At 67.8% G+C, this 17,459-nt stretch carries 18 protein-coding genes; 9 read left to right on the plus strand and 9 right to left on the minus strand.

Annotated features, from left to right (window positions below; translation table 11 throughout):
- Positions 1-8: 8 nt before the first annotated feature.
- The 3 genes from dinB to ACFWU2_RS03160 form a co-directional block, all read right to left on the minus strand.
- Entirely contained in the window at positions 9-1,280 is a 1,272-nt protein-coding gene (gene dinB, locus ACFWU2_RS03150) for a DNA polymerase IV (protein WP_378600456.1), read from the minus strand.
- Between the two features lie 34 nt (positions 1,281-1,314).
- On the minus strand, positions 1,315-2,706 hold the full coding sequence (gene radA, locus ACFWU2_RS03155; RefSeq protein ID WP_378600462.1) for a DNA repair protein RadA: 1,392 nt from the start codon (positions 2,704-2,706) through the stop codon (positions 1,315-1,317).
- Between the two features lie 83 nt (positions 2,707-2,789).
- Positions 2,790-3,404, minus strand: a complete 615-nt coding sequence (locus tag ACFWU2_RS03160) for a hypothetical protein (protein WP_169622775.1) — start codon at positions 3,402-3,404, stop codon at positions 2,790-2,792.
- Positions 3,405-3,678: 274 nt separating this feature from the next.
- Here ACFWU2_RS03160 and ACFWU2_RS03165 point away from each other — a divergent pair, with 274 nt between their 5' ends.
- Genes ACFWU2_RS03165 through rlmB form a run of 5 tightly spaced genes read left to right on the plus strand, consistent with a single transcriptional unit; the run spans position 3,679 to position 7,767 of the window.
- Positions 3,679-4,167 (plus strand): CarD family transcriptional regulator, encoded by a 489-nt coding sequence (locus tag ACFWU2_RS03165; protein WP_072702544.1) that lies wholly within the window; start codon positions 3,679-3,681, stop codon positions 4,165-4,167.
- 35 nt (positions 4,168-4,202) lie between these two features.
- Positions 4,203-4,910 (plus strand): 2-C-methyl-D-erythritol 4-phosphate cytidylyltransferase, encoded by a 708-nt coding sequence (ispD, locus tag ACFWU2_RS03170; protein WP_378600467.1) that lies wholly within the window; start codon positions 4,203-4,205, stop codon positions 4,908-4,910.
- A gap of 6 nt (positions 4,911-4,916) precedes the next feature.
- A complete protein-coding gene (gene ispF, locus ACFWU2_RS03175; RefSeq protein ID WP_378600473.1) occupies positions 4,917-5,393 on the plus strand; it encodes a 2-C-methyl-D-erythritol 2,4-cyclodiphosphate synthase in 477 nt (158 codons plus the stop codon).
- Positions 5,394-5,404: 11 nt separating this feature from the next.
- Positions 5,405-6,799: a cysteine--tRNA ligase gene (gene cysS / locus ACFWU2_RS03180; protein WP_378600478.1), complete on the plus strand. Its 1,395-nt coding sequence runs from the start codon at positions 5,405-5,407 to the stop codon at positions 6,797-6,799.
- Entirely contained in the window at positions 6,799-7,767 is a 969-nt protein-coding gene (gene rlmB / locus ACFWU2_RS03185; RefSeq protein WP_169622771.1) for a 23S rRNA (guanosine(2251)-2'-O)-methyltransferase RlmB, read from the plus strand. Before cysS ends, rlmB begins: the two co-directional genes overlap by 1 nt.
- A 54-nt stretch (positions 7,768-7,821) precedes the next feature.
- On the opposite strand, the gene ACFWU2_RS03190 is transcribed toward rlmB, so the two are convergent.
- Positions 7,822-8,784: a lipase family alpha/beta hydrolase gene (locus ACFWU2_RS03190; RefSeq protein WP_378600482.1), complete on the minus strand. Its 963-nt coding sequence runs from the start codon at positions 8,782-8,784 to the stop codon at positions 7,822-7,824.
- 191 nt (positions 8,785-8,975) lie between these two features.
- Here ACFWU2_RS03190 and ACFWU2_RS03195 point away from each other — a divergent pair, with 191 nt between their 5' ends.
- On the plus strand, positions 8,976-9,518 hold the full coding sequence (locus tag ACFWU2_RS03195; RefSeq protein WP_378600487.1) for a hypothetical protein: 543 nt from the start codon (positions 8,976-8,978) through the stop codon (positions 9,516-9,518).
- A gap of 10 nt (positions 9,519-9,528) precedes the next feature.
- Positions 9,529-10,572: an alpha/beta hydrolase gene (locus ACFWU2_RS03200; protein WP_378600492.1), complete on the plus strand. Its 1,044-nt coding sequence runs from the start codon at positions 9,529-9,531 to the stop codon at positions 10,570-10,572.
- Positions 10,573-10,585: 13 nt separating this feature from the next.
- Here ACFWU2_RS03200 and ACFWU2_RS03205 read toward each other — a convergent pair whose 3' ends face one another.
- Positions 10,586-11,254 carry a TetR/AcrR family transcriptional regulator gene (locus ACFWU2_RS03205; protein WP_378600497.1) on the minus strand — a complete coding sequence of 223 codons (669 nt, stop codon included), beginning with the start codon at positions 11,252-11,254 and terminating at the stop codon, positions 10,586-10,588.
- A 364-nt stretch (positions 11,255-11,618) separates the two neighbouring features.
- Between ACFWU2_RS03205 and ACFWU2_RS03210 the strand changes: the two genes are divergently transcribed.
- Both ACFWU2_RS03210 and ACFWU2_RS03215 read left to right on the plus strand, forming a co-directional pair.
- Positions 11,619-12,749, plus strand: coding sequence for an ABC transporter permease (locus tag ACFWU2_RS03210; RefSeq protein ID WP_378600502.1), 1,131 nt, complete (start codon positions 11,619-11,621; stop codon positions 12,747-12,749).
- Entirely contained in the window at positions 12,746-13,432 is a 687-nt protein-coding gene (locus ACFWU2_RS03215; protein WP_378600505.1) for an ABC transporter ATP-binding protein, read from the plus strand. The genes ACFWU2_RS03210 and ACFWU2_RS03215 overlap by 4 nt, the downstream gene beginning before the upstream one ends.
- 31 nt (positions 13,433-13,463) lie before the next feature.
- Here the strand turns inward: ACFWU2_RS03215 and ACFWU2_RS03220 are convergent, their stop codons facing one another.
- The 4 genes from ACFWU2_RS03220 to ACFWU2_RS03235 form a co-directional block, all read right to left on the minus strand.
- Positions 13,464-14,360, minus strand: a complete 897-nt coding sequence (locus tag ACFWU2_RS03220; protein WP_378600508.1) for a biotin-dependent carboxyltransferase family protein — start codon at positions 14,358-14,360, stop codon at positions 13,464-13,466.
- Positions 14,353-15,015: an allophanate hydrolase subunit 1 gene (locus tag ACFWU2_RS03225; protein WP_378600511.1), complete on the minus strand. Its 663-nt coding sequence runs from the start codon at positions 15,013-15,015 to the stop codon at positions 14,353-14,355. The genes ACFWU2_RS03220 and ACFWU2_RS03225 overlap by 8 nt, the downstream gene beginning before the upstream one ends.
- A 10-nt stretch (positions 15,016-15,025) precedes the next feature.
- Complete coding sequence (locus tag ACFWU2_RS03230; protein WP_378600514.1) at positions 15,026-15,784, minus strand: LamB/YcsF family protein; 759 nt, start codon at positions 15,782-15,784, stop codon at positions 15,026-15,028.
- A 73-nt stretch (positions 15,785-15,857) separates the two neighbouring features.
- Positions 15,858-17,456, minus strand: coding sequence for a GMC oxidoreductase (locus ACFWU2_RS03235; RefSeq protein ID WP_378600517.1), 1,599 nt, complete (start codon positions 17,454-17,456; stop codon positions 15,858-15,860).
- Between the last annotated feature and the right edge of the window lie 3 nt (positions 17,457-17,459).

The raw sequence follows: 17,459 nt of genomic DNA on the forward strand, positions 1-17,459 counted from the left end.
GTGCTCGGTCACTGCGTATCGGGTAGCAGCGGTACGCCCGGACGATGGTCGCGGCCGAGCAGCGTCGCCGACGTGACCGAACCCGCGCCGAACCTCCCGCGAAGGTCGTCGAGCACGGAGTCGAGCGCGTGCCGGTCGATCGGCGAGTGGGTGACGCGGCCCGGCTCCTCGCCGGAGCCCGAGCATTCGCGTCGGGGGCCGGCTGGGACCTCCTGATCGAACGGCAACTCGAGCTGCTCGGTGCCCTCCCCGTCGAGGTTGGTGACCGCGATGCCCACCAGCGTCACTCCTCGCTCGGCGATCAGCGGGCGGGCTGCCGCGAGCAATTCGCGCGCGGTCTCGCCGATCAGGTCGGTGCGGGCGGTCGGGCTGCCGAGTGTGGACGACCGCGTGGCCCGCGCGTAGTCGGCGAACCGCAGTCGCAACACCACGGTGCGGCCGAGACGGTGTGCCCGTCTCATACGGCGGCACACCCGGTCGACGAGCAGTTGCAGCGTCGCCTCCACGGACTCGTCGCTGTGCGGCCCGCGGCCCAGGGCGTGCTGCGCACCCATCGAACTGCGTCCCCGATGCCGGACAGGGCGTGGATCGTGACCGACGGCGAGTGCGTGCAGATGGCGTCCCGCTGCGGCGCCGAGGAGCGCCACCAGGTCGGATTCGGAGTGCTGGGCGATGTCGCCGACCTTCCGGAGCCCGTGGGCGTGCAGTTTCGCGGCGGTGACCTTCCCGACGCCCCAGAGTCGTTCGACCGGCAGTGGGTGGAGGAAATCGAGTTCGGCGTCGGGTGGGACACGCAGGAGCCCGTCGGGTTTCGCGACACCGCTCGCAACCTTGGCGAGAAACTTCGTCCGTGCGATGCCCACGGTGATGGGCAGGCCCACCTCGTCGGCCACCGTGCGCCGCAACCGCGCGGCGATCTCGAGGGGCTCGCCCGAGATGCGGCGCACTCCCGACACGTCGAGGAACGCCTCGTCGATCGAGATGCCCTCGACGATCGGGGTCGTGTCGTCGAACACCGCGAACACGTCGCGCGACGCCCGTGCATACGCCTCCATGCGGGGCGGAACGGAGATCACTCCGGGGCACAGCGCTCGCGCGGCGCGTCCCGACATCGCGGTCTTGATGCCGTAGGCCTTCGCCTCGTAGCTGGCGGCCAGCACCACGCCGCCGCCCACGACTATCGGTTTTCCCCGCAACCACGGATCGTCGCGCTGCTCGACCGACGCGTAGAACGCGTCGAGATCGGCATGCAGGATCGTGGCTTCACCGGACACGAACATATGTTCGCATGAGGGCACGACATGATCGCCGTCGTCAGCGCGACAGCGTCGACAATGCCTGTCCCACGTTCGTCACCTCGGTGGATGTCATCCCCTTGGGGACACCTTCGACGCCGCGCGGGACCACTCCGCGGGTGAATCCCAGCCGGTTCGCCTCGGCGAGCCGGCGACCCGCACCGGCGACGCGGCGCACTTCACCTGCCAGGCCGACTTCTCCGAGCAGCACGGTGCCGGCGGGTACCGGTTGGTCCCGGACGGCAGACGCGACCGCGAGAGCCAAGGCGAGGTCGGCGGACGGATCGGTGATCCGCATGCCGCCCACCGTGGACGCGTAGACGTCGCAGTTGCCGAGCTTGCCCAGTCCGCAGCGACGCTCCAGCACGGCAAGCACCATCGCCACCCGAGCCGAGTCGAGTCCGCTCACTGCGCGGCGTGGTGACGGGTTGTGGGTGGGTACCACGAGCGCCTGCACCTCGCCGAGCAGTGGCCGCTTCCCGTCCATCGTGACGGTGACCGCCGTGCCCGGTACCGCTTCGTCGCGGTGCTGGAGGAACAGGCCGGACGGATCGCTGACGCCGACGATGCCGTTCTCGGTGAGTTCGAAACAGCCGACCTCGTCGGCCGCACCGAATCGGTTCTTCACTCCGCGCACCATTCGGAGCGTCGAGTGCTTGTCGCCTTCGAAGTGCAGCACCACGTCGACGAGGTGCTCGAGGGACCTCGGGCCGGCGACGGCGCCGTCCTTCGTGACGTGGCCGATCAGGAGCACGGGCACACCGCTGGACTTGGCGAGTGTGGTCAGGGCACTTGTCACCGCGCGTACCTGCGTGACGCCGCCGGTGACACCGTCGACGTCGGCGGCGAGCATCGTCTGCACCGAGTCGACGACCAGCAGCGTGGGGCGCACCTGCTCGACGTGCCCGAATATCGTCGCGAGATCGGACTCGGCCGCGAGGTACACGCGGTCGTGCACCGCGCCGGTCCGGTCCGCGCGCAGCCGTACCTGCCCAGCCGATTCCTCGCCGGTGACGTAGAGGGCGCGCTCGTCGTTGCCGCGCTGAGCCCACCGATGGACCACTTCCAGGAGCAGCGTCGATTTGCCCACGCCCGGTTCTCCGGCGAGAAGGACGACCGAACCGGGAACTATCCCACCGCCGAGGACGCGGTCGAGTTCGTCGACTCCCGTGGACTTCGCGTAGGTGGCCTTACCGTCGATCTGTGACAGCGGGGTGGCCGGGGTGGACGGCAGCACCGCGGCAGCGCCGGCGCGGGCGAGGGTGGTTCCGGCACGCGCAGCGACGGCCGTGGGTTGAGGAAGGGCCTCGTCCATCGACCCCCATGTTCCGCATTCCGGGCACCGGCCGACCCATTTCCCGACGGTGTGCGCGCAGTCGGAACAGCGGTAGAGCGACTTGGTTTTGACCACTGCCGGAGGATAGTGGCCCGCCCCGACAGAAAAGACCCCGGTCGGCAGTGCTCGACCGGGGTCTTTTCGGAGTCTGGGTGTGGCTAGTGTGCCTCGCCGACGATCGGCGACATGTCGGACTCGTCGCGCGGGGTGATCGGTCCCGCGTCGATCGGCACGGAGACGGTGATGTCACCGGCCTCGGCGAAGGAGAAGGTGACCGGAACGGTCAGTCCCGGACGGACGAGTTCGTTCAGGCCGACCAGTTCGACGGTCGCGATGCTCGGCGCGTCGGGCGGGGTCTCCTGGGTCTGCGCAGGCTGAGGCGACTCGTCGAGGCGGGCGGTCTCGGTGGACTCACCGGCGATCACCGACGACTGGGGCGCGATCTCGATCTCTTCCGCATTCACGGACGACGCGAACTCGGTGGAGATGTCGGTGAGGACGTCCGGGGTGTAGGTATCGAGGTTCACGACCGTGAAACCGAGCAGTGCCGTGCCACCCGGTTCGATGCTGTACTCCTCGGAGTTCGGGTAGATCACGTGCACATTGCGCAGCGCGATCGATCCGACCTCGGCGTTGTTGCCGTTGATCGCCGCGACCTGAATGGCGGTCTGGCTGATCTGGCCGGCACCGCATGCCGACAGCGTGAGCGTCGCTCCGGCCGCCAGGGCGAGAGCTGTCACGACTCGCCGAGTCGGCGCTTTGAGAGCAGTCACGGGTTCCTCCATCGAGTAAGGCTCGCAATCCACTAGGCAGAGTAGTAGTTCCCGGACGACCTGTGTACGGCGGGGCCTGAACTCGCACTTCGGCCGCCGCATCGGAAAGTCCGAACATGCCGCCCCGTCGAGTGTGACACACATCACATAAAGCACGGAACCGACTGCCTGTCAAGCCCTGCGCTCATGCAGCGATGCCCCTGACCTGCATCGTTGATGGGAGGCCGAGGTAGTCACGTGTTAAACTCGGAGAATCGAAAGGGGCACGGGACACATGATTTTCAAGGTCGGAGACACCGTCGTATACCCCCACCACGGTGCGGCGCTGATCGAAGCTATCGAGACGCGCACCATCAAGGGTGAGCAGAAGGAATATCTGGTTCTGAAAGTCGCGCAGGGCGACCTCACAGTGCGAGTTCCTGCAGATAACGCAGAGTACGTCGGAGTGCGCGACGTTGTTGGACAAGAGGGTCTCGACAAGGTTTTTCAGGTGTTGCGTGCACCGCACACCGAGGAGCCGACGAACTGGTCGCGGCGGTATAAGGCCAACCTCGAGAAGTTGGCCTCCGGCGACGTCAACAAGGTCGCGGAAGTTGTCCGCGATCTGTGGCGCCGGGAGCAGGACCGCGGCCTTTCCGCAGGTGAGAAGCGAATGCTGGCCAAGGCTCGTCAGATCCTGGTGGGCGAACTCGCTCTCGCGGAGGGCACGGACGACGTCCGCGCCGCAAGCATGCTCGACGAGGTTCTCGCAGCCGCGTCCTGAGTGGCGAGCCGCGTGAAGAACCCCGAACACAGCAAGTGAACGATCGCAACGGGCCGGTCGTCGGAATCATTCCGGCGGCCGGCCGCGGCGTTCGTCTGGGTGAAGAACTGCCCAAGGCGTTCGTCGAACTGGATGGCCGGACCATGCTCGATCGAGCGGTCGAAGCGATGCTCGACTCCGGTGAGGTCGACCGCGTGGTGGTCGTCGTGCCGCCGGAACTCGCCGCGACCCCGCCGGCGGAACTGGTACGGCCCCCGTTTTCGGAACGGGTGCTCGTCGTCGCCGGAGGTGCCGAACGCGCCGATTCGGTGCGCGCCGGACTCGCCTGCGCGGGCGACGCGCGATTCGTGCTCGTGCACGATGCGGCCCGGGTACTCACCCCGCCCGAGATGTTCACACGGGTGGTGGCGGAACTGCGCCGCGGCAGCGATGCGGTGATACCGGTGCTGCCGGTCACGGACACCATCAAGAGCGTCGACGCCGAAGGTGCTGTCACCGGCACCCCCGATCGCGCGACCCTGCGCGCGGTACAGACCCCGCAGGGTTTCGACGTTGCATTGCTCGCCCGCGCGAACACCGACGTCGGTGATGCCACCGACGACGCGGGGCTCGTCGAGCGGCTCGGGGAGCGAGTCGACACCGTCGCGGGCGATCCACTCGCCTTCAAGATCACTACCCCCTTGGACCTGGTCCTTGCGCGAGCGCTGCTCACGGCCGGGGTTCGAACCGCAGAGGAGCACTGAAACGTCGTGCGTGTCGGAATCGGAACGGACGTGCATCCCGTCGAGGCGGGTCGGCCGTGCTGGATGGCCGGACTGCTGTTCGAGGACGCCGACGGATGCTCGGGCCATTCGGACGGTGATGTCGCCGCGCACGCCCTGTGCGACGCGCTGCTGTCCGCAGCCGGCCTCGGCGATCTGGGAACAGTCTTCGGTACCGACCGGCCGGAGATGGCGGGCGCATCGGGCGCGGCCATGCTCTCCGAGGTGCGCCGGCTCCTCGCAGACGCGGGATGGACGATCGGCAACGCGGCGGTCCAGGTGGTCGGTAACCGTCCGAAGATCGGGCCGCGACGCGACGAGGCGCAGCGCGTGCTGTCCGACGTTCTGGGCGCGCCCGTCTCGGTCTCTGCGACGACCACGGACGGTCTGGGATTGACCGGACGAGGCGAGGGTGTGGCGGCGATCGCCACCGCGCTCGTCCTGCAGCAGAGCGACGACCGGTAGGATCGACGGTCGTGACCTTGCGCCTTTACGACACCGAAACGCGGGATGTGCGGGAATTCGTGCCGCTCGTCCCCGGCCATGCCTCGGTGTACCTGTGTGGTGCCACCGTTCAAGGCGAACCCCACATCGGCCATGTGCGCAGTGGTGTCGCATTCGATGTTCTCCGGAGATGGCTGGCAGCCCAAGGATTCGATGTCGCATTTGTGAGAAACGTCACAGACATCGACGACAAGATCCTCCGTAAGGCCGCGGAAGCCGGCCGTCCGTGGTGGGAATGGGCCGCGACATTCGAGCGCGCGTTCAACCGGGCGTACGACGCGCTCGGTGTCCTCCCTCCGTCTATCGAGCCCCGCGCCACCGGGCACGTCACGCAGATGGTCGACCTCATGGAACGACTCATCGCGGCGGGCCACGCGTACCCCTCCGACGGCAACGTCTACTTCGACGTGAAGAGCTATCCCGAGTACGGGTCGCTGTCCGGGCACAAACTCGACGACGTGCACCAGGGTGAAAGCGCCGGGCTCGGCAAGCGCGACCCCCGCGACTTCACTTTGTGGAAGGCAGCGAAACCGGGCGAGCCCTCGTGGCCCACTCCGTGGGGACGTGGCCGTCCCGGATGGCACCTCGAATGCTCCGCGATGGCGACCTTCTACCTCGGGGGTACCTTCGACATCCATTGCGGCGGAGTGGATCTCGTCTTCCCGCACCACGAGAACGAAATCGCCCAGGCTCGGGCGGCCGGCGACGGTTTCGCTCGGTACTGGCTGCACAACGGCTGGGTGACCATGGGCGGCGAGAAGATGTCCAAGTCGCTCGGCAACGTGCTGTCGGTCCCGAACGTGCTCACGCAGGTCCGGCCGCAGGAGTTGCGGTACTACCTCGGCAGCGCGCACTACCGTTCGATGCTCGAGTACTCCGAGGCAGCGTTGCAGGAAGCGGCCGCCGCGTACCGGGGTCTCGAATCATTCGTGCTCAAGACCCGCGATCGTGCAGGCGAGGTTCCGGTCGGCACGTGGACGGACGAGTTCGCACAGGCCCTCGACGACGATCTGGCCGTGCCCAGGGCGCTCGCCGAGATCCACGGCCGGCGCAGCGAGGGGAACAAGGCGCTCGACAACGGCGATCTCGACGAGGCCGTCCGGATTGCGTCGCAGGTGCGCGCGATGCTCGGAATTCTCGGAGTCGACCCTCTCGATGCACACTGGAGTGACTCCACCGCCGACCGATCGGCGGCCCTGGAAGCGCTCGACGTGCTCGTCTCCGCGGATCTCGTCCGCAGGCAGAATGCGCGAGCAGACAAGAACTGGGCGATCGCCGACGAGGTGCGCGACCGGTTGACAGCGGCAGGTATCGAAGTAACCGATACGCCGAACGGACCCGAGTGGTCTCTGAAAGCAGGACAGTGATGGCAGGCAATTCCCAGCGCCGCGGCGCAATTCGTAAGGGTGGAACCAAGAAGGGGCAGGTCGTCGGCTCCGGCGGTCAGCGCCGTCGTGGTCTGGAGCCGCGCGGTGCGACACCCAAGGCCGAGGATCGTCCGTACCACGCCGCCGCACGGCGATCCCGTGCCGCCGCGAAGGCGACGGATACCTCCCGTGGTGGCGGTCGGCGTCCGGCGGGCCGCAAGCCCGAGGACGGGCCGGAGATGGTGCTGGGCCGCAACCCGGTCGTCGAATGCCTGCGCGCCGAGGTTCCCGCGACCGCGCTGTACGTCGCGGTCGGAGCCGAAGCGGACGAGCGACTCAAGGAAGCCGTTCAGCGGGCCGCCGACATGGGCATCTCGATCCTCGAGGTGTCGCGCGCGGAACTCGACCGGCTGTCCACCAACGGAATGCACCAGGGCGTGGGTCTCCAGGTGCCGCCGTACCGGTACGTGCATCCCGACGACCTGATCACCCGCGCGAAAGAACTCCATGAGCGGCCGCTGCTGGTCGCGCTCGACAACATCTCGGATCCGCGCAACCTCGGTGCCGTCATCCGCTCGGTCGCGGCGTTCGGCGGGCACGGTGTGGTCATCCCGCAGCGGCGTTCGGCGTCGGTGACTGCGGTGGCATGGCGAACCAGTGCGGGCGCGGCAGCACGACTGCCGGTCGCGCGCGCCACCAACCTGACCCGCACGCTCAAGGACTGGCAGGCGCAGGGTGTGCGTGTCGTCGGTCTCGACGCCGGCGGAGACACCACGCTCGACGAGTTCGACGGCACCGATCCGGTGGTCGTGGTGGTGGGCTCCGAGGGCAAGGGCTTGTCGCGTCTCGTCCGCGAAACCTGTGACGCCGTGTTGTCGATCCCGATGGCAGGCGATGTGGAATCGCTCAACGCGTCGGTGGCTGCGGGCGTCGTGCTCGCCGATATCGCCCGGCAGCGCCGCGCGTAGCGTCGCCCGACTACAACACCGCGACCGCCGCTCCTACGGCGGTCGCGGTCGTTTCTACGGCGCGGGTGCGGTGGGCGACCATCCCGTGAACGGCGGCACCGACACGCACGGCACCGGACGCGGGTTGTCCGGGTCGAGGGCGTTGAGGACGACCGCTGCCGCCACGGGATCGTTGACGATGGCGACGTGTTCGGCCCAGTCCGCCTCGCAGTGGTCCTGCAGCACGAAGTTCGTGGCGTTGTCGGCTTCCCGGTACCCGCTGGTGTGCGGAAGCACCAGCTCGTCGTATCGCGTGATGATGTTGGTGTACCGGACCTCGGGCGCGTAGACGCCGTCGGCGTGCAGGTCCCGGAACCACTGGGAGCCGGCGAGTACCTGGGGGCATGCCCCGCAGCCCACGGTCGCGACGAGTTGTTCGAGTTCGTCGCGCAGACCGGCCTGGCCGAAAAGCGAGAAGGTGGCTTCGAGCAGGAACGCGTGGCTGCCGTCCCACAGCGGCGCGAGGGAGATGTGGTCCCGGACCTTGGTATTGCCGCCGAGACGGTTGAGGTAGTACGTGGGCATGAGGGTGCCCTGCGAATGGCCGACGAGCGCGACTTTCTCCGCCCCGGTCGCCTCGAGCACCTCGTCGACGAACACCGACAACTCGGCGGCGCTCTGTTCCATGGGTTTCAGGCCACCGAATGCGCTCAACGGCCACGGCAGGTCGGGATAGTTGCCGTACGTGAGCGCGAAGACGCAGTAGCCCTCATTCGCAAGGAGCGGCGAGAGGTAGGCCCAGTTGTCCTGTCGATTAGCGGCCGTTCCGTGCACGAGGACCACCGGGTCGGGATGCTCCTCGGAGGGCACACACGACCAGTCGTTGGAGCCGGGTGCCGATCCTCCGGGGTTCGCGAGTTCCATTCCGATGCCGTCGAGAAATGTCGGCGGGAGCGGATACTGCTGAGCCCCAGTATCTTCGGCGGATGCAACGCCGCTTCCCATGATCGTGCCCGCTACGACGATCGCTGTACCCATGACCGCTGCCGTTATCCGACGCAACACGTCGCCACCCCTGTCTCCGCCACCGATGTCGCAAGAAAGTTAACAGAGATTCACATCTCTGACGATCGTGGTGTCCTGATTGGCCGAATTGTCTGCCCCGGATCGGTGTGGAAGCGCGTCGGGCGGGGTAAAGAAGCACAACAGTCGACGTGGGGAGGCACCGCATGTACAGCGCTCGATTCGACGGCCGGTTCGAGGTGTCACCACCTCTGAACGCCGGTGAGATCGAGTTCCTTCGCGCCTTCGCCGGCCCCGCGAGCGGGCCGCACAACGCGGGACGGGACGGTCTGCCGTCGCGGGGCCGTCCGATGTCGTGGTGCCAGTGGGTTCCCACGGACGACGGATCGGCCCTGGTGTGGGACGGCGAGGAGCACTTCTTCCGGCACGCCGAATGGCTGGCCTATCTGATCGATTCGCTCCTGTCGCCGCGTGCTCGTATGCGGCGGGTGCTGAGGGGACGGCGCGACCGGTTCCCGGAGGCACTGTCGCACTTCACGTTCGACCACGTCGTCGACGGCGTCGTCACGGTGCATTCGAGTGCGGGAGACGAGGAATGGATCACAGTGCGAGACAACGTCGTCCAGAGTGTCGCGCAGGTAGGCGACCGTTTCCGGTCCGAGGCCACGCGTCCCGTGCAGGGTCTGTGCCTCAGTGCGCTCCACCGACCGGAGCACGCAACCGTTCCGGAAGCGACCGCGGTCCTCTAGTGTTGCGGCCGTGGCCGCTCCGCTCCCGCTCCGTACGAAGCTGTTCGCCCTCATGGAGGGCCTCACCGGCGCGTCCATCGCGGACGAACCGCCCGAGGCGGTACCCGCGCGACGCGCTCGCCGGACGAAGCTCTTGTCCTCGCCCGTCGGGCGATGGGTCGCCGGCCGGCCACACCGCGCCGCGCACATCGTCGACCGCACAGTCGAGTTGCAGCCCGTCGAGATCACCGGACTCGAATCCGCCACGGTGCCGGTGACGTTGCGTCTGCGCATCTACCGGCCGTCGGGTTCGGCACCCGGTCCTCTCCCCGTCGTGGTCCTCTTCCACGGAGGCGGCTGGGTGCTCGGTGAACCCGAGCAGGACGAGTGGTGGGCGAGCCATATGGCTGCGGAGTCTCCGTGCGTCGTGGTGTCGGTCGACTATCGGCTTGCGCCCGAAAACCCCTACCCTGCGGCAGTATTCGACTGCTGGTCGTCTCTGCTGTGGGTGGTCGAGCGCGCTGCCGAACTCGGCGTGGACGCGACGAGGGTCGTGGTCGCCGGGGACAGCGCCGGCGGCAATCTCGCCGCGGTCGTCGCGGATCTCGCCGCGCAATCCGGCCTCTCCGCACTGGTCGGACAGGTGCTCGTCTATCCGGGTACCGAGATGGAAGACGTATTTCCCTCCGAGCGCGAGCACGCGGAGGCGCCCGTCCTGACCTCCCGCGGTATGCGCGCGTTCGTCCGCTTGTACCTCGACGGCGCGGATCCGTACGCGCCCACGGCGGCACCCTTGCGCGGCAGTCTCGCCGGCGCCGCGATTCCCGCGCTCATCCAGGTCGCCGGGCACGACCCGCTGCGCGACAACGGCGTGTTCTATGCGGATGCGCTGCGCGAGAAAGGCGGTGACGTGACCCTGACGGAGTACGAGAACGCGGTCCACGGGTACCTCAGTTTGCCCGGCGTCTCGCCTCCTGCGCGACGCGCCCTCGCTGAGACGATCGAGTTCGTACGGCGTGTCACGAATCCGGAGATCTCGGGGGAACCCGGTTCCCAGGCTCGCTCGGACGCCTGAGAACCGTCTCCGATCAGGAGTCGGACGACAAGTTCTCCTCGCCCGCATCGCACGTTGCCGCACACCCCGGCTCGGCGTGCGGGTCACGGTCGAGGGCGCCCACGGCTCCCATCACGAAGGGGACCACCATCGAGATCACCTCGTCGACCGGCCCGCCGTCGGCCAGCACCTGGCGGTGGGGGTCCAGGCAGCCCAGGATGCACCGGCTCGCGGACCGCGCGTCGATCAGGCGGAACACTCCCGACTTTTCGCCCTCGACGAGGATCCGGTAGACCACGTCCTCGAGTTCGTTGAGTTGCGAGGTGAACTCCAGCTTGGTCGCATTCGGGATCAGGCTCATCACGGGCGGTGTCACGGGGTGGGGTCCGGCGAATTCGAGGAGAACCAGTTCGACGACGGTCTCGAGCATGTCGCGGGGATCGTCCATGCCGGCGAGCTTGCGCGTGAGCAGATCGAGAAACCGCTCGATTTCGTGGGCGGACCACGCGAGGAGCATCTCGGATTTGTCGGCGTAGTAGTTGTAGATCACCGTGCGGGTGAGGCCGGCTTGCGAGGCGACGGCTTTCACCGATGCGCCGTCCCATCCCTCGCGGGCCAGTACCTCGGCGAACGCGCTGAGGATACGAGTGCGGGTGGCGGATTTGTGCTCGGCCACGGTGTGCCCGGCGTTCAGGATAGGCACGTGTTGCTCCGGGATCGGTCGGGGACTTCGGGGACCGCTCGAAGGGTACACCCCGGGGCGTTCGGCGAGCGGCTCGTACGTCGGAACGACGGGCCCGCGAGGTCCGAGAGGGCTCGGCCGGCGTTACCTTGACGACAAGTCGTCATTTAATTTTGCCGCGCGATCATGCATGGTCGTGCCCGGAATATGTGCTGGTGAGAGGGTGTTTTCGAGAAGGTCGGAGCGCAGGAAACGACACGATGTCGTAGGTAAACCTTACTGGCAGGGCCACAAATGTTCTGTTGGAATCGGCCCTGCGTTCCGTTCCCGCCGGTGCCGACCCAGGCACCGGCGCCCGATCGATCCGACTCCCAGGAGCTCGTCTATGTTTCTCGCAGTGCGCGAACTGGTGTTCGCGCGTACACGTGTTCTGCTGATGGCATCCGTCATCGCGCTGATCTCCGTGTTGATGGTCATCCTCTCCGGCCTGTCGTCCGGGCTCGTCGACGACGGCGTCTCGGGCCTGCAGCGGACGCCTGTTCAGGCTTTCGCCTTCCAGGAGGGCACGAAGACGGACTCCGCATTCTCGCGGTCCGTCGTCACCGAAGAGCAGGCGGCAGCATGGGCGGCCCAGCCCGGCGTCGAGCACGCCGAACTGATGGGCAACGCCATCGTCAACGCTCACACCGGCAGCGGCACGGCGATCGACCTGACACTGTTCGGCATTGTGCAGGGCTCCTTCCTCGAACCCACCGCAGGCGAAGGCACCCAGCTGAGCGGACCGCGGGACATCATCCTCAGCGAGACCGCCCGTGACGAAGGTGTCGCTGTCGGTGACACCGTGACCGTCGACCGGCTCGGAACGGAACTGAAGGTCGTCGGGTTCACGCAGGACAAGCGCACCTTCGGTCACGTCGACATCGCGTACGTGCCGCTGGCGACCTGGCAGGAGATCAACGCGGGCACGCTCGAAGGCTCCGCCACCGAACCGCGGGCGTACACGGAGGCGAGTGTCGTCGCGATCCAGGGAACGGACGGCTCCCTTCCCGACCTGGCCGCGGGTGACGCCGCAGCAGGCACTGCGAGCAAGACCGTCGAGAAGTCGTTCGACTCCTCACCGGGTTACTCCGCGGAGACGATGACGATGTCCATGATCATCGCGTTCCTCTACGCGATTTCGGCACTGGTCGTCGGCGCGTTCTTCAGCATCTGGACGGTTCAGCGCCTGCGTGAACTCGCGGTCCTCCGCGCGATGGGTGCGTCTACCGGATACCTGATGCGGGACAGCATCATCCAGGCAGCCCTCATTCTCGTCGTGTCTGTCGCCTTCGGTGTCCTCGTCGGCCTCGGACTCGGCTCCGGACTCGAAGGAACGGGCATGCCGTTCTCGCTTCAAACGGGCCCGATTCTGCAGGGCGCACTGTTGCTGATCGTGCTCGGCCTCATCGGCGCCGGACTCGCGATCGTGCGTATCACCCGTATCAACCCCCTGACGGCACTGGGAGAGAATCGATGAGCGCCCTCACCACCACCACGGGCCTGAGCCTGCGAAATGTCGGTCTGCAGTTCGGCGACGGCGACAGCACCGTCACCGCACTCGACGACGTGAACCTCGAAGTCGCCCCCGGCGAACTGGTTGCGATCGTCGGTCCGTCCGGCGCGGGTAAATCCAGTCTCCTGGCCGTGGCCGGAGGACTGACGCATCCCACCACCGGCAAGGTTGTGCTGCGGGACGTAGACCTGACCGCCACACCGCGTCGTCAGCTCGCCGAAATCCGCCGCAATCAAATCGGGTTCGTGTTCCAGTCCTCGAACCTGCTGCCGGCGCTGACCGCGCTCGACCAGCTGCGGTTGATGTCGACGATCACCGGACGGCCCGGCCGCGACCCTCACGAGCTCCTCGAATCCGTCGGCATGACCCACCGCGCGAACAAGCGGCCGGGCCAGCTGTCCGGTGGTGAACGTCAGCGCGTGGGGATCGCTCGCGCCCTGGTCACCGAACCCGCCGTGTTGCTCGTCGACGAGCCCACCGCGGCGCTGGACCGTGCTCGTAGCCACGACGTCGTGCAGCTTCTGGCAGACGAGACCCATCGTGCCGGGGTCGCCACGATCATGGTCACGCACGACCACGACGTGCTCGTGCACTGCGATCGCGTACTGGAAATGATCGACGGCAGGCTGTCGCCTCTCTCCGAGTGACGTCGCCGACGAAACAGCATGCGGCCGAGAGCTACCGGGTGACGGAGAACCGCACCCGGTGGCCCGGCCGCAGCTGTGCTGCGAGGGGGAGATCGGCGCGCGCCACCACTGCGATCACCGGGTATCCACCCGTGACGGGATGATCGGCGAGGAACAGCACCGGGTGCCCCTCCGGGGGTACCTGTAGTGCACCGGGAACCATTCCCTCGCTCGGAAGCTCGGCCCGCCGCGACCGGTGGAGCGGTCCGGTGCCCCGCAACCTGATGCCGATCCGATCGAGCCGGGGCGTCACCGTCCAGCGTTCCCGCAGCAGGGCGCGCACGGAGGCCGGAGTGAACCAGTCGTCGCGCGGGCCGAGGCTCACCCCGAGTTCCACCGGATCGCCCAGTTCGGCGGGCGGGGGGAACTGTTCTTCGACAGGCAGGGCGTCGGCGAGTGCGCCCACCGCAAGACGGTCACCCGCCCGAACGGGAGCGGGACCGGTGTTCGACAGCGTGTCGGTTGCCCGGCTCCCGAGTACCTCGGGAACATCGATGCCTCCGCGGACGGCGAGGTAGGACCGCAGTCCGATCGACGGTGGCCGGATCGCCAGCACGTCGTCGTTGCTCAGGTGAATCCGCGACCAGTCACCCCGCGGGCGATCGTTCACGGTGACGTCGGCACGCGCCCCGGTCACCGCGACGATCATCGCGCCGACGCTCCGCACCACGAGCCCGCCGGCGGTGACCTCGAGGGTGGCGGCACCGGGGTGGTTGCCCACCAACCGGTTCGCCGCATCGTGCGCCGTCCGGTCGGCAGCGCCGGACGCGGTCAGTCCGGTTCCGCCGTGGCCGGGGCGACCGCGATCCTGGACTGTCGTGAGAACACCGGGGGAGACAACCTCGAACCACGCCACCGCCCCATTTCGGCGCACGGCGCCGTCACCCATCCGTGGGCTGCGCGTCGGGCGCAGACGAACCTGTCACCCGCGAATGCCGGACCGGCCGGAACCGGACGCGGGCACCGGGCCGGAGCAAGGCCGCAGGGGTCCGATCCGGTTGCCACAGTTCGGCATCGGTGGTCCCGATCAGTTGCCATCCTCCCGGTGACCGCTGAGGGTAGATCCCGGAGAACTCGCCGGCCAGCCCCACGGCTCCGGCCGGAACCGCGACGCGCGGCGACTCGCGCCGGGAAACCTGCAGACGATCGTCACCTCCGGTGAGGTACGCGAATCCGGGAGCGAACCCACCGAAGGCGACGGTCCAGACCCGGCCCGTGTGTGCCGAGATCACGCCGTCCGCGCCCAGTCCGGTCCTCTCACCGACCTCCGTGAGATCGGGGCCGTCGTACCGGACATCGATCACGACCTCGTCGGCGACGACGGTGTCCGCATCTGCCGGTGGGGTCTCGGTGATCCATCGGCGCACGGTGTCTCCGCGAATCTCCCGGGGCTCGAAGCGAACCAGCACCGTCCGGGCGGCGGGGACGAGGTCGATGACGCCGTGCGGCCGGTCTGCGTCGAGCGCCCGGTAATGCGCGAGCACGTCGTCGAGCGATGTGAACTCGGCGAGCAGCGCAGCGTCTCCGTTCGGCAGGATCCTCATCGATCGTCCCTCATGCGAATGCTTCGATACCGATGCTCTCGGCGTCGAGCAGAGCACGTACGGCAACAGCCATCGCGGTGGCGCCGGGGGAGTCGCCGTGAATGCACACCGACCGAGCGGTGACGGGCACGTCACTGCCGTCGAGCGCCGTCACCACACCTTCCGTCACCATGCGCAGGACTCGTCGCGCCACCGTGTCCGGATCGTGGAGGATCGCATCGGGTTCGCGCCGGGAGACGAGTGTGCCCTCGGGTGTGTACGCGCGATCGGCGAACGCCTCGGTGACCACCGGCAACCCCGCGCGTTCGGCCTCGTCGAGCAGCACCGACCCGGCCAGGCCGAGAATCGGCAGCGAATTGTCGTACGCGCACACCGCGGCGACCACGGCGCGAGCCTGCTCGCGATGGTGCACTACCGCGTTGTACAGCGCGCCGTGCGGTTTGATGTAACTGACGGACGAACCCGCAACCCGCGCGAGGCCCTCCAGAGCGCCGATCTGGTAGATCACTTCGGCGGTGAGTTCGGCCGGCGTCACATCGATGAACCTCCGGCCGAAGCCGGCGAGGTCCTGATATCCCACCTGCGCGCCGATCCGCACGTCGCGTTCTGCGGCGGCCCGGCAGGTGTCGAGCAACGTCGAGGGGTCGCCCGCATGGAATCCGCAGGCGATGTTCGCGCTGGAGACGAGTCCGAGCATCGTCTCGTCGTCACCGAGCCGCCACTGGCCGTAGCTTTCACCGAGGTCGCTGTTGAGGTCGATGCGAGGCACGAGACAAGTCTAGGGCCCGGTGTGGCCGCAACCGATCCGCGCTTGCGCGACGCTCCGCCGAGCGGAAGTGCTGTCAGAAGACGACGCCCACGTCGCGCGCGACGATGTCGTCGAGCGCGCGCTCGACAACGGCGGCGATCGTCATCGAAGGGTTGCAGGCGGCGGTGTTGCCGGGCATGAGTGCCCCGTCGAGTACATACAGGCCGCGCTGCCCGAGCACCCGCCCGTCGAGATCGCAGACGGTTCCCATACTCGCTCCGCCGAGGGGGTGCCAGGTGGACGGGACAACGGTGTTCGTGTCCGTCAGGATGTCGTTCGGTCCGGCGATCTTGCGGGCGGCGGGATCGATGTGATCGTTCTGGATTACCGCGTCACCGTCTTTCGGCCACCGCAGGATCGCATCGTCGCGGCCGGAGTCGTAGACGAAATGTCCTCGGCCCGCGCTGACGCCGAAGCCGACCATGACCGTGCTGCGGGTGTCGAGTCCGTACGCGGACGGGATGGACGCCTGGATGACGGTGAACGCGTTGTTCGGGTCGTCCCAATTCTTGCTGCCGTACACCACCGGGCCGCCCTGCACTGCGCCGAAGCTGTCTTCCAGACTGGTCCAGAGGTAGATGCGGTCCGCGTTCGACCCCCACCCGCCGCCGAGTTCGTCGGGCATGTCGGTGATCCGGCCGTGAGCCGAAGCGCGCACGAGAAGGCGGGTGGTGTTGAGACTGCCCGCGGACAGTACGAGGGCGTCGGTCGTGAGGATCTTGTTCTCGACCACCGCGCCGGTGGTGTCGATCCGGTCGACGTGCACGGTCCATCGCCCGTCGGCGGCGCGTGCGACGTCGGTTACCTCGTGGAGCGTCTCCACCGTCACCAGGCCGGTCCGCTCGGCCGCGGCGATGTATGTGACGTCGACCGAGTGCTTGCCACCGTTGTTGACACCCAATGCGCCGGACCCGTCGGTGTACGACGGCCGCATCTCGCCGCGAAGTTCGGCCAGTGCGTAGTCCCAGTCGATCGGCATCGGGATCTTGTCGAGCGGCAGGCCCGCTCGTTTCACGCGCTCGGCGAAGATCCGGGAGGTCTTGTAGTGGGGGCTCGCCACCAGCTCGTCGGGTGCGACGGCCAGCTGCAGCATGTGCGCAACTCGCGGATAGTGCACACGGTCCAGGGTGGCCCAGTCGAGCTCGTTCGGGAGGTTCGCTTCGAACACGGACTCGCTGGGCTGCAACGACATTCCCTGATACAGCAGCGACCCGCCTCCGACGCCGGCTGCGCACAAGGCAGTCATGTTCTCACCGGCGACCGCCTCGACGAGACCGGTGTACGGCTCGAACACGTGCGTGCGGCCGAACAGTTCGGGATTCGACCGGTGCCACAGCATCCGCTTGTCGGGTGCGTCGATTCGAGGGAAGGTCGTCGAATTCGGTCCGGTGGGCCACCGCATTCCGCGTTCGAGGACGGTGACGCGCACGCCGGCCTGTGCCAGCCGTAGCGCCGTCACGCCACCTCCGAACCCGGATCCGACGACGACCACGCGGTGTTCTTCCCGCGTGAGCGGGACCCTGTTCACCCGCGCTGCGATGCCCGGTGCGGCCGGGGCGACCCCAGTGCCTGCGAGCGACAATCCGGCGACTGCGGCTCCGGCGAGAAAAGCCCGGCGTGTGACATGTGGCAAGTG

Source organism: Rhodococcus sp. NPDC058639 (assembly GCF_042717545.1).
Lineage (GTDB): Bacteria > Actinomycetota > Actinomycetes > Mycobacteriales > Mycobacteriaceae > Rhodococcus.

Excerpts from the sequence above, each read along its gene's own strand:
- ACFWU2_RS03210 (WP_378600502.1), top strand. The coding sequence starts at position 11,619 with ATGTTTCTCGCAGTGCGCGAACTGGTGTTCGCGCGTACACGTGTTCTG.
- ACFWU2_RS03220 (WP_378600508.1), bottom strand. The coding sequence starts at position 14,360 with ATGGGTGACGGCGCCGTGCGCCGAAATGGGGCGGTGGCGTGGTTCGAG.
- dinB (WP_378600456.1), bottom strand. The coding sequence starts at position 1,280 with ATGTTCGTGTCCGGTGAAGCCACGATCCTGCATGCCGATCTCGACGCG.
- ACFWU2_RS03190 (WP_378600482.1), bottom strand. The coding sequence starts at position 8,784 with ATGGGTACAGCGATCGTCGTAGCGGGCACGATCATGGGAAGCGGCGTT.
- ACFWU2_RS03165 (WP_072702544.1), top strand. The coding sequence starts at position 3,679 with ATGATTTTCAAGGTCGGAGACACCGTCGTATACCCCCACCACGGTGCG.
- ACFWU2_RS03225 (WP_378600511.1), bottom strand. The coding sequence starts at position 15,015 with ATGAGGATCCTGCCGAACGGAGACGCTGCGCTGCTCGCCGAGTTCACA.
- ACFWU2_RS03215 (WP_378600505.1), top strand. The coding sequence starts at position 12,746 with ATGAGCGCCCTCACCACCACCACGGGCCTGAGCCTGCGAAATGTCGGT.
- rlmB (WP_169622771.1), top strand. The coding sequence starts at position 6,799 with ATGGCAGGCAATTCCCAGCGCCGCGGCGCAATTCGTAAGGGTGGAACC.
- ACFWU2_RS03195 (WP_378600487.1), top strand. The coding sequence starts at position 8,976 with ATGTACAGCGCTCGATTCGACGGCCGGTTCGAGGTGTCACCACCTCTG.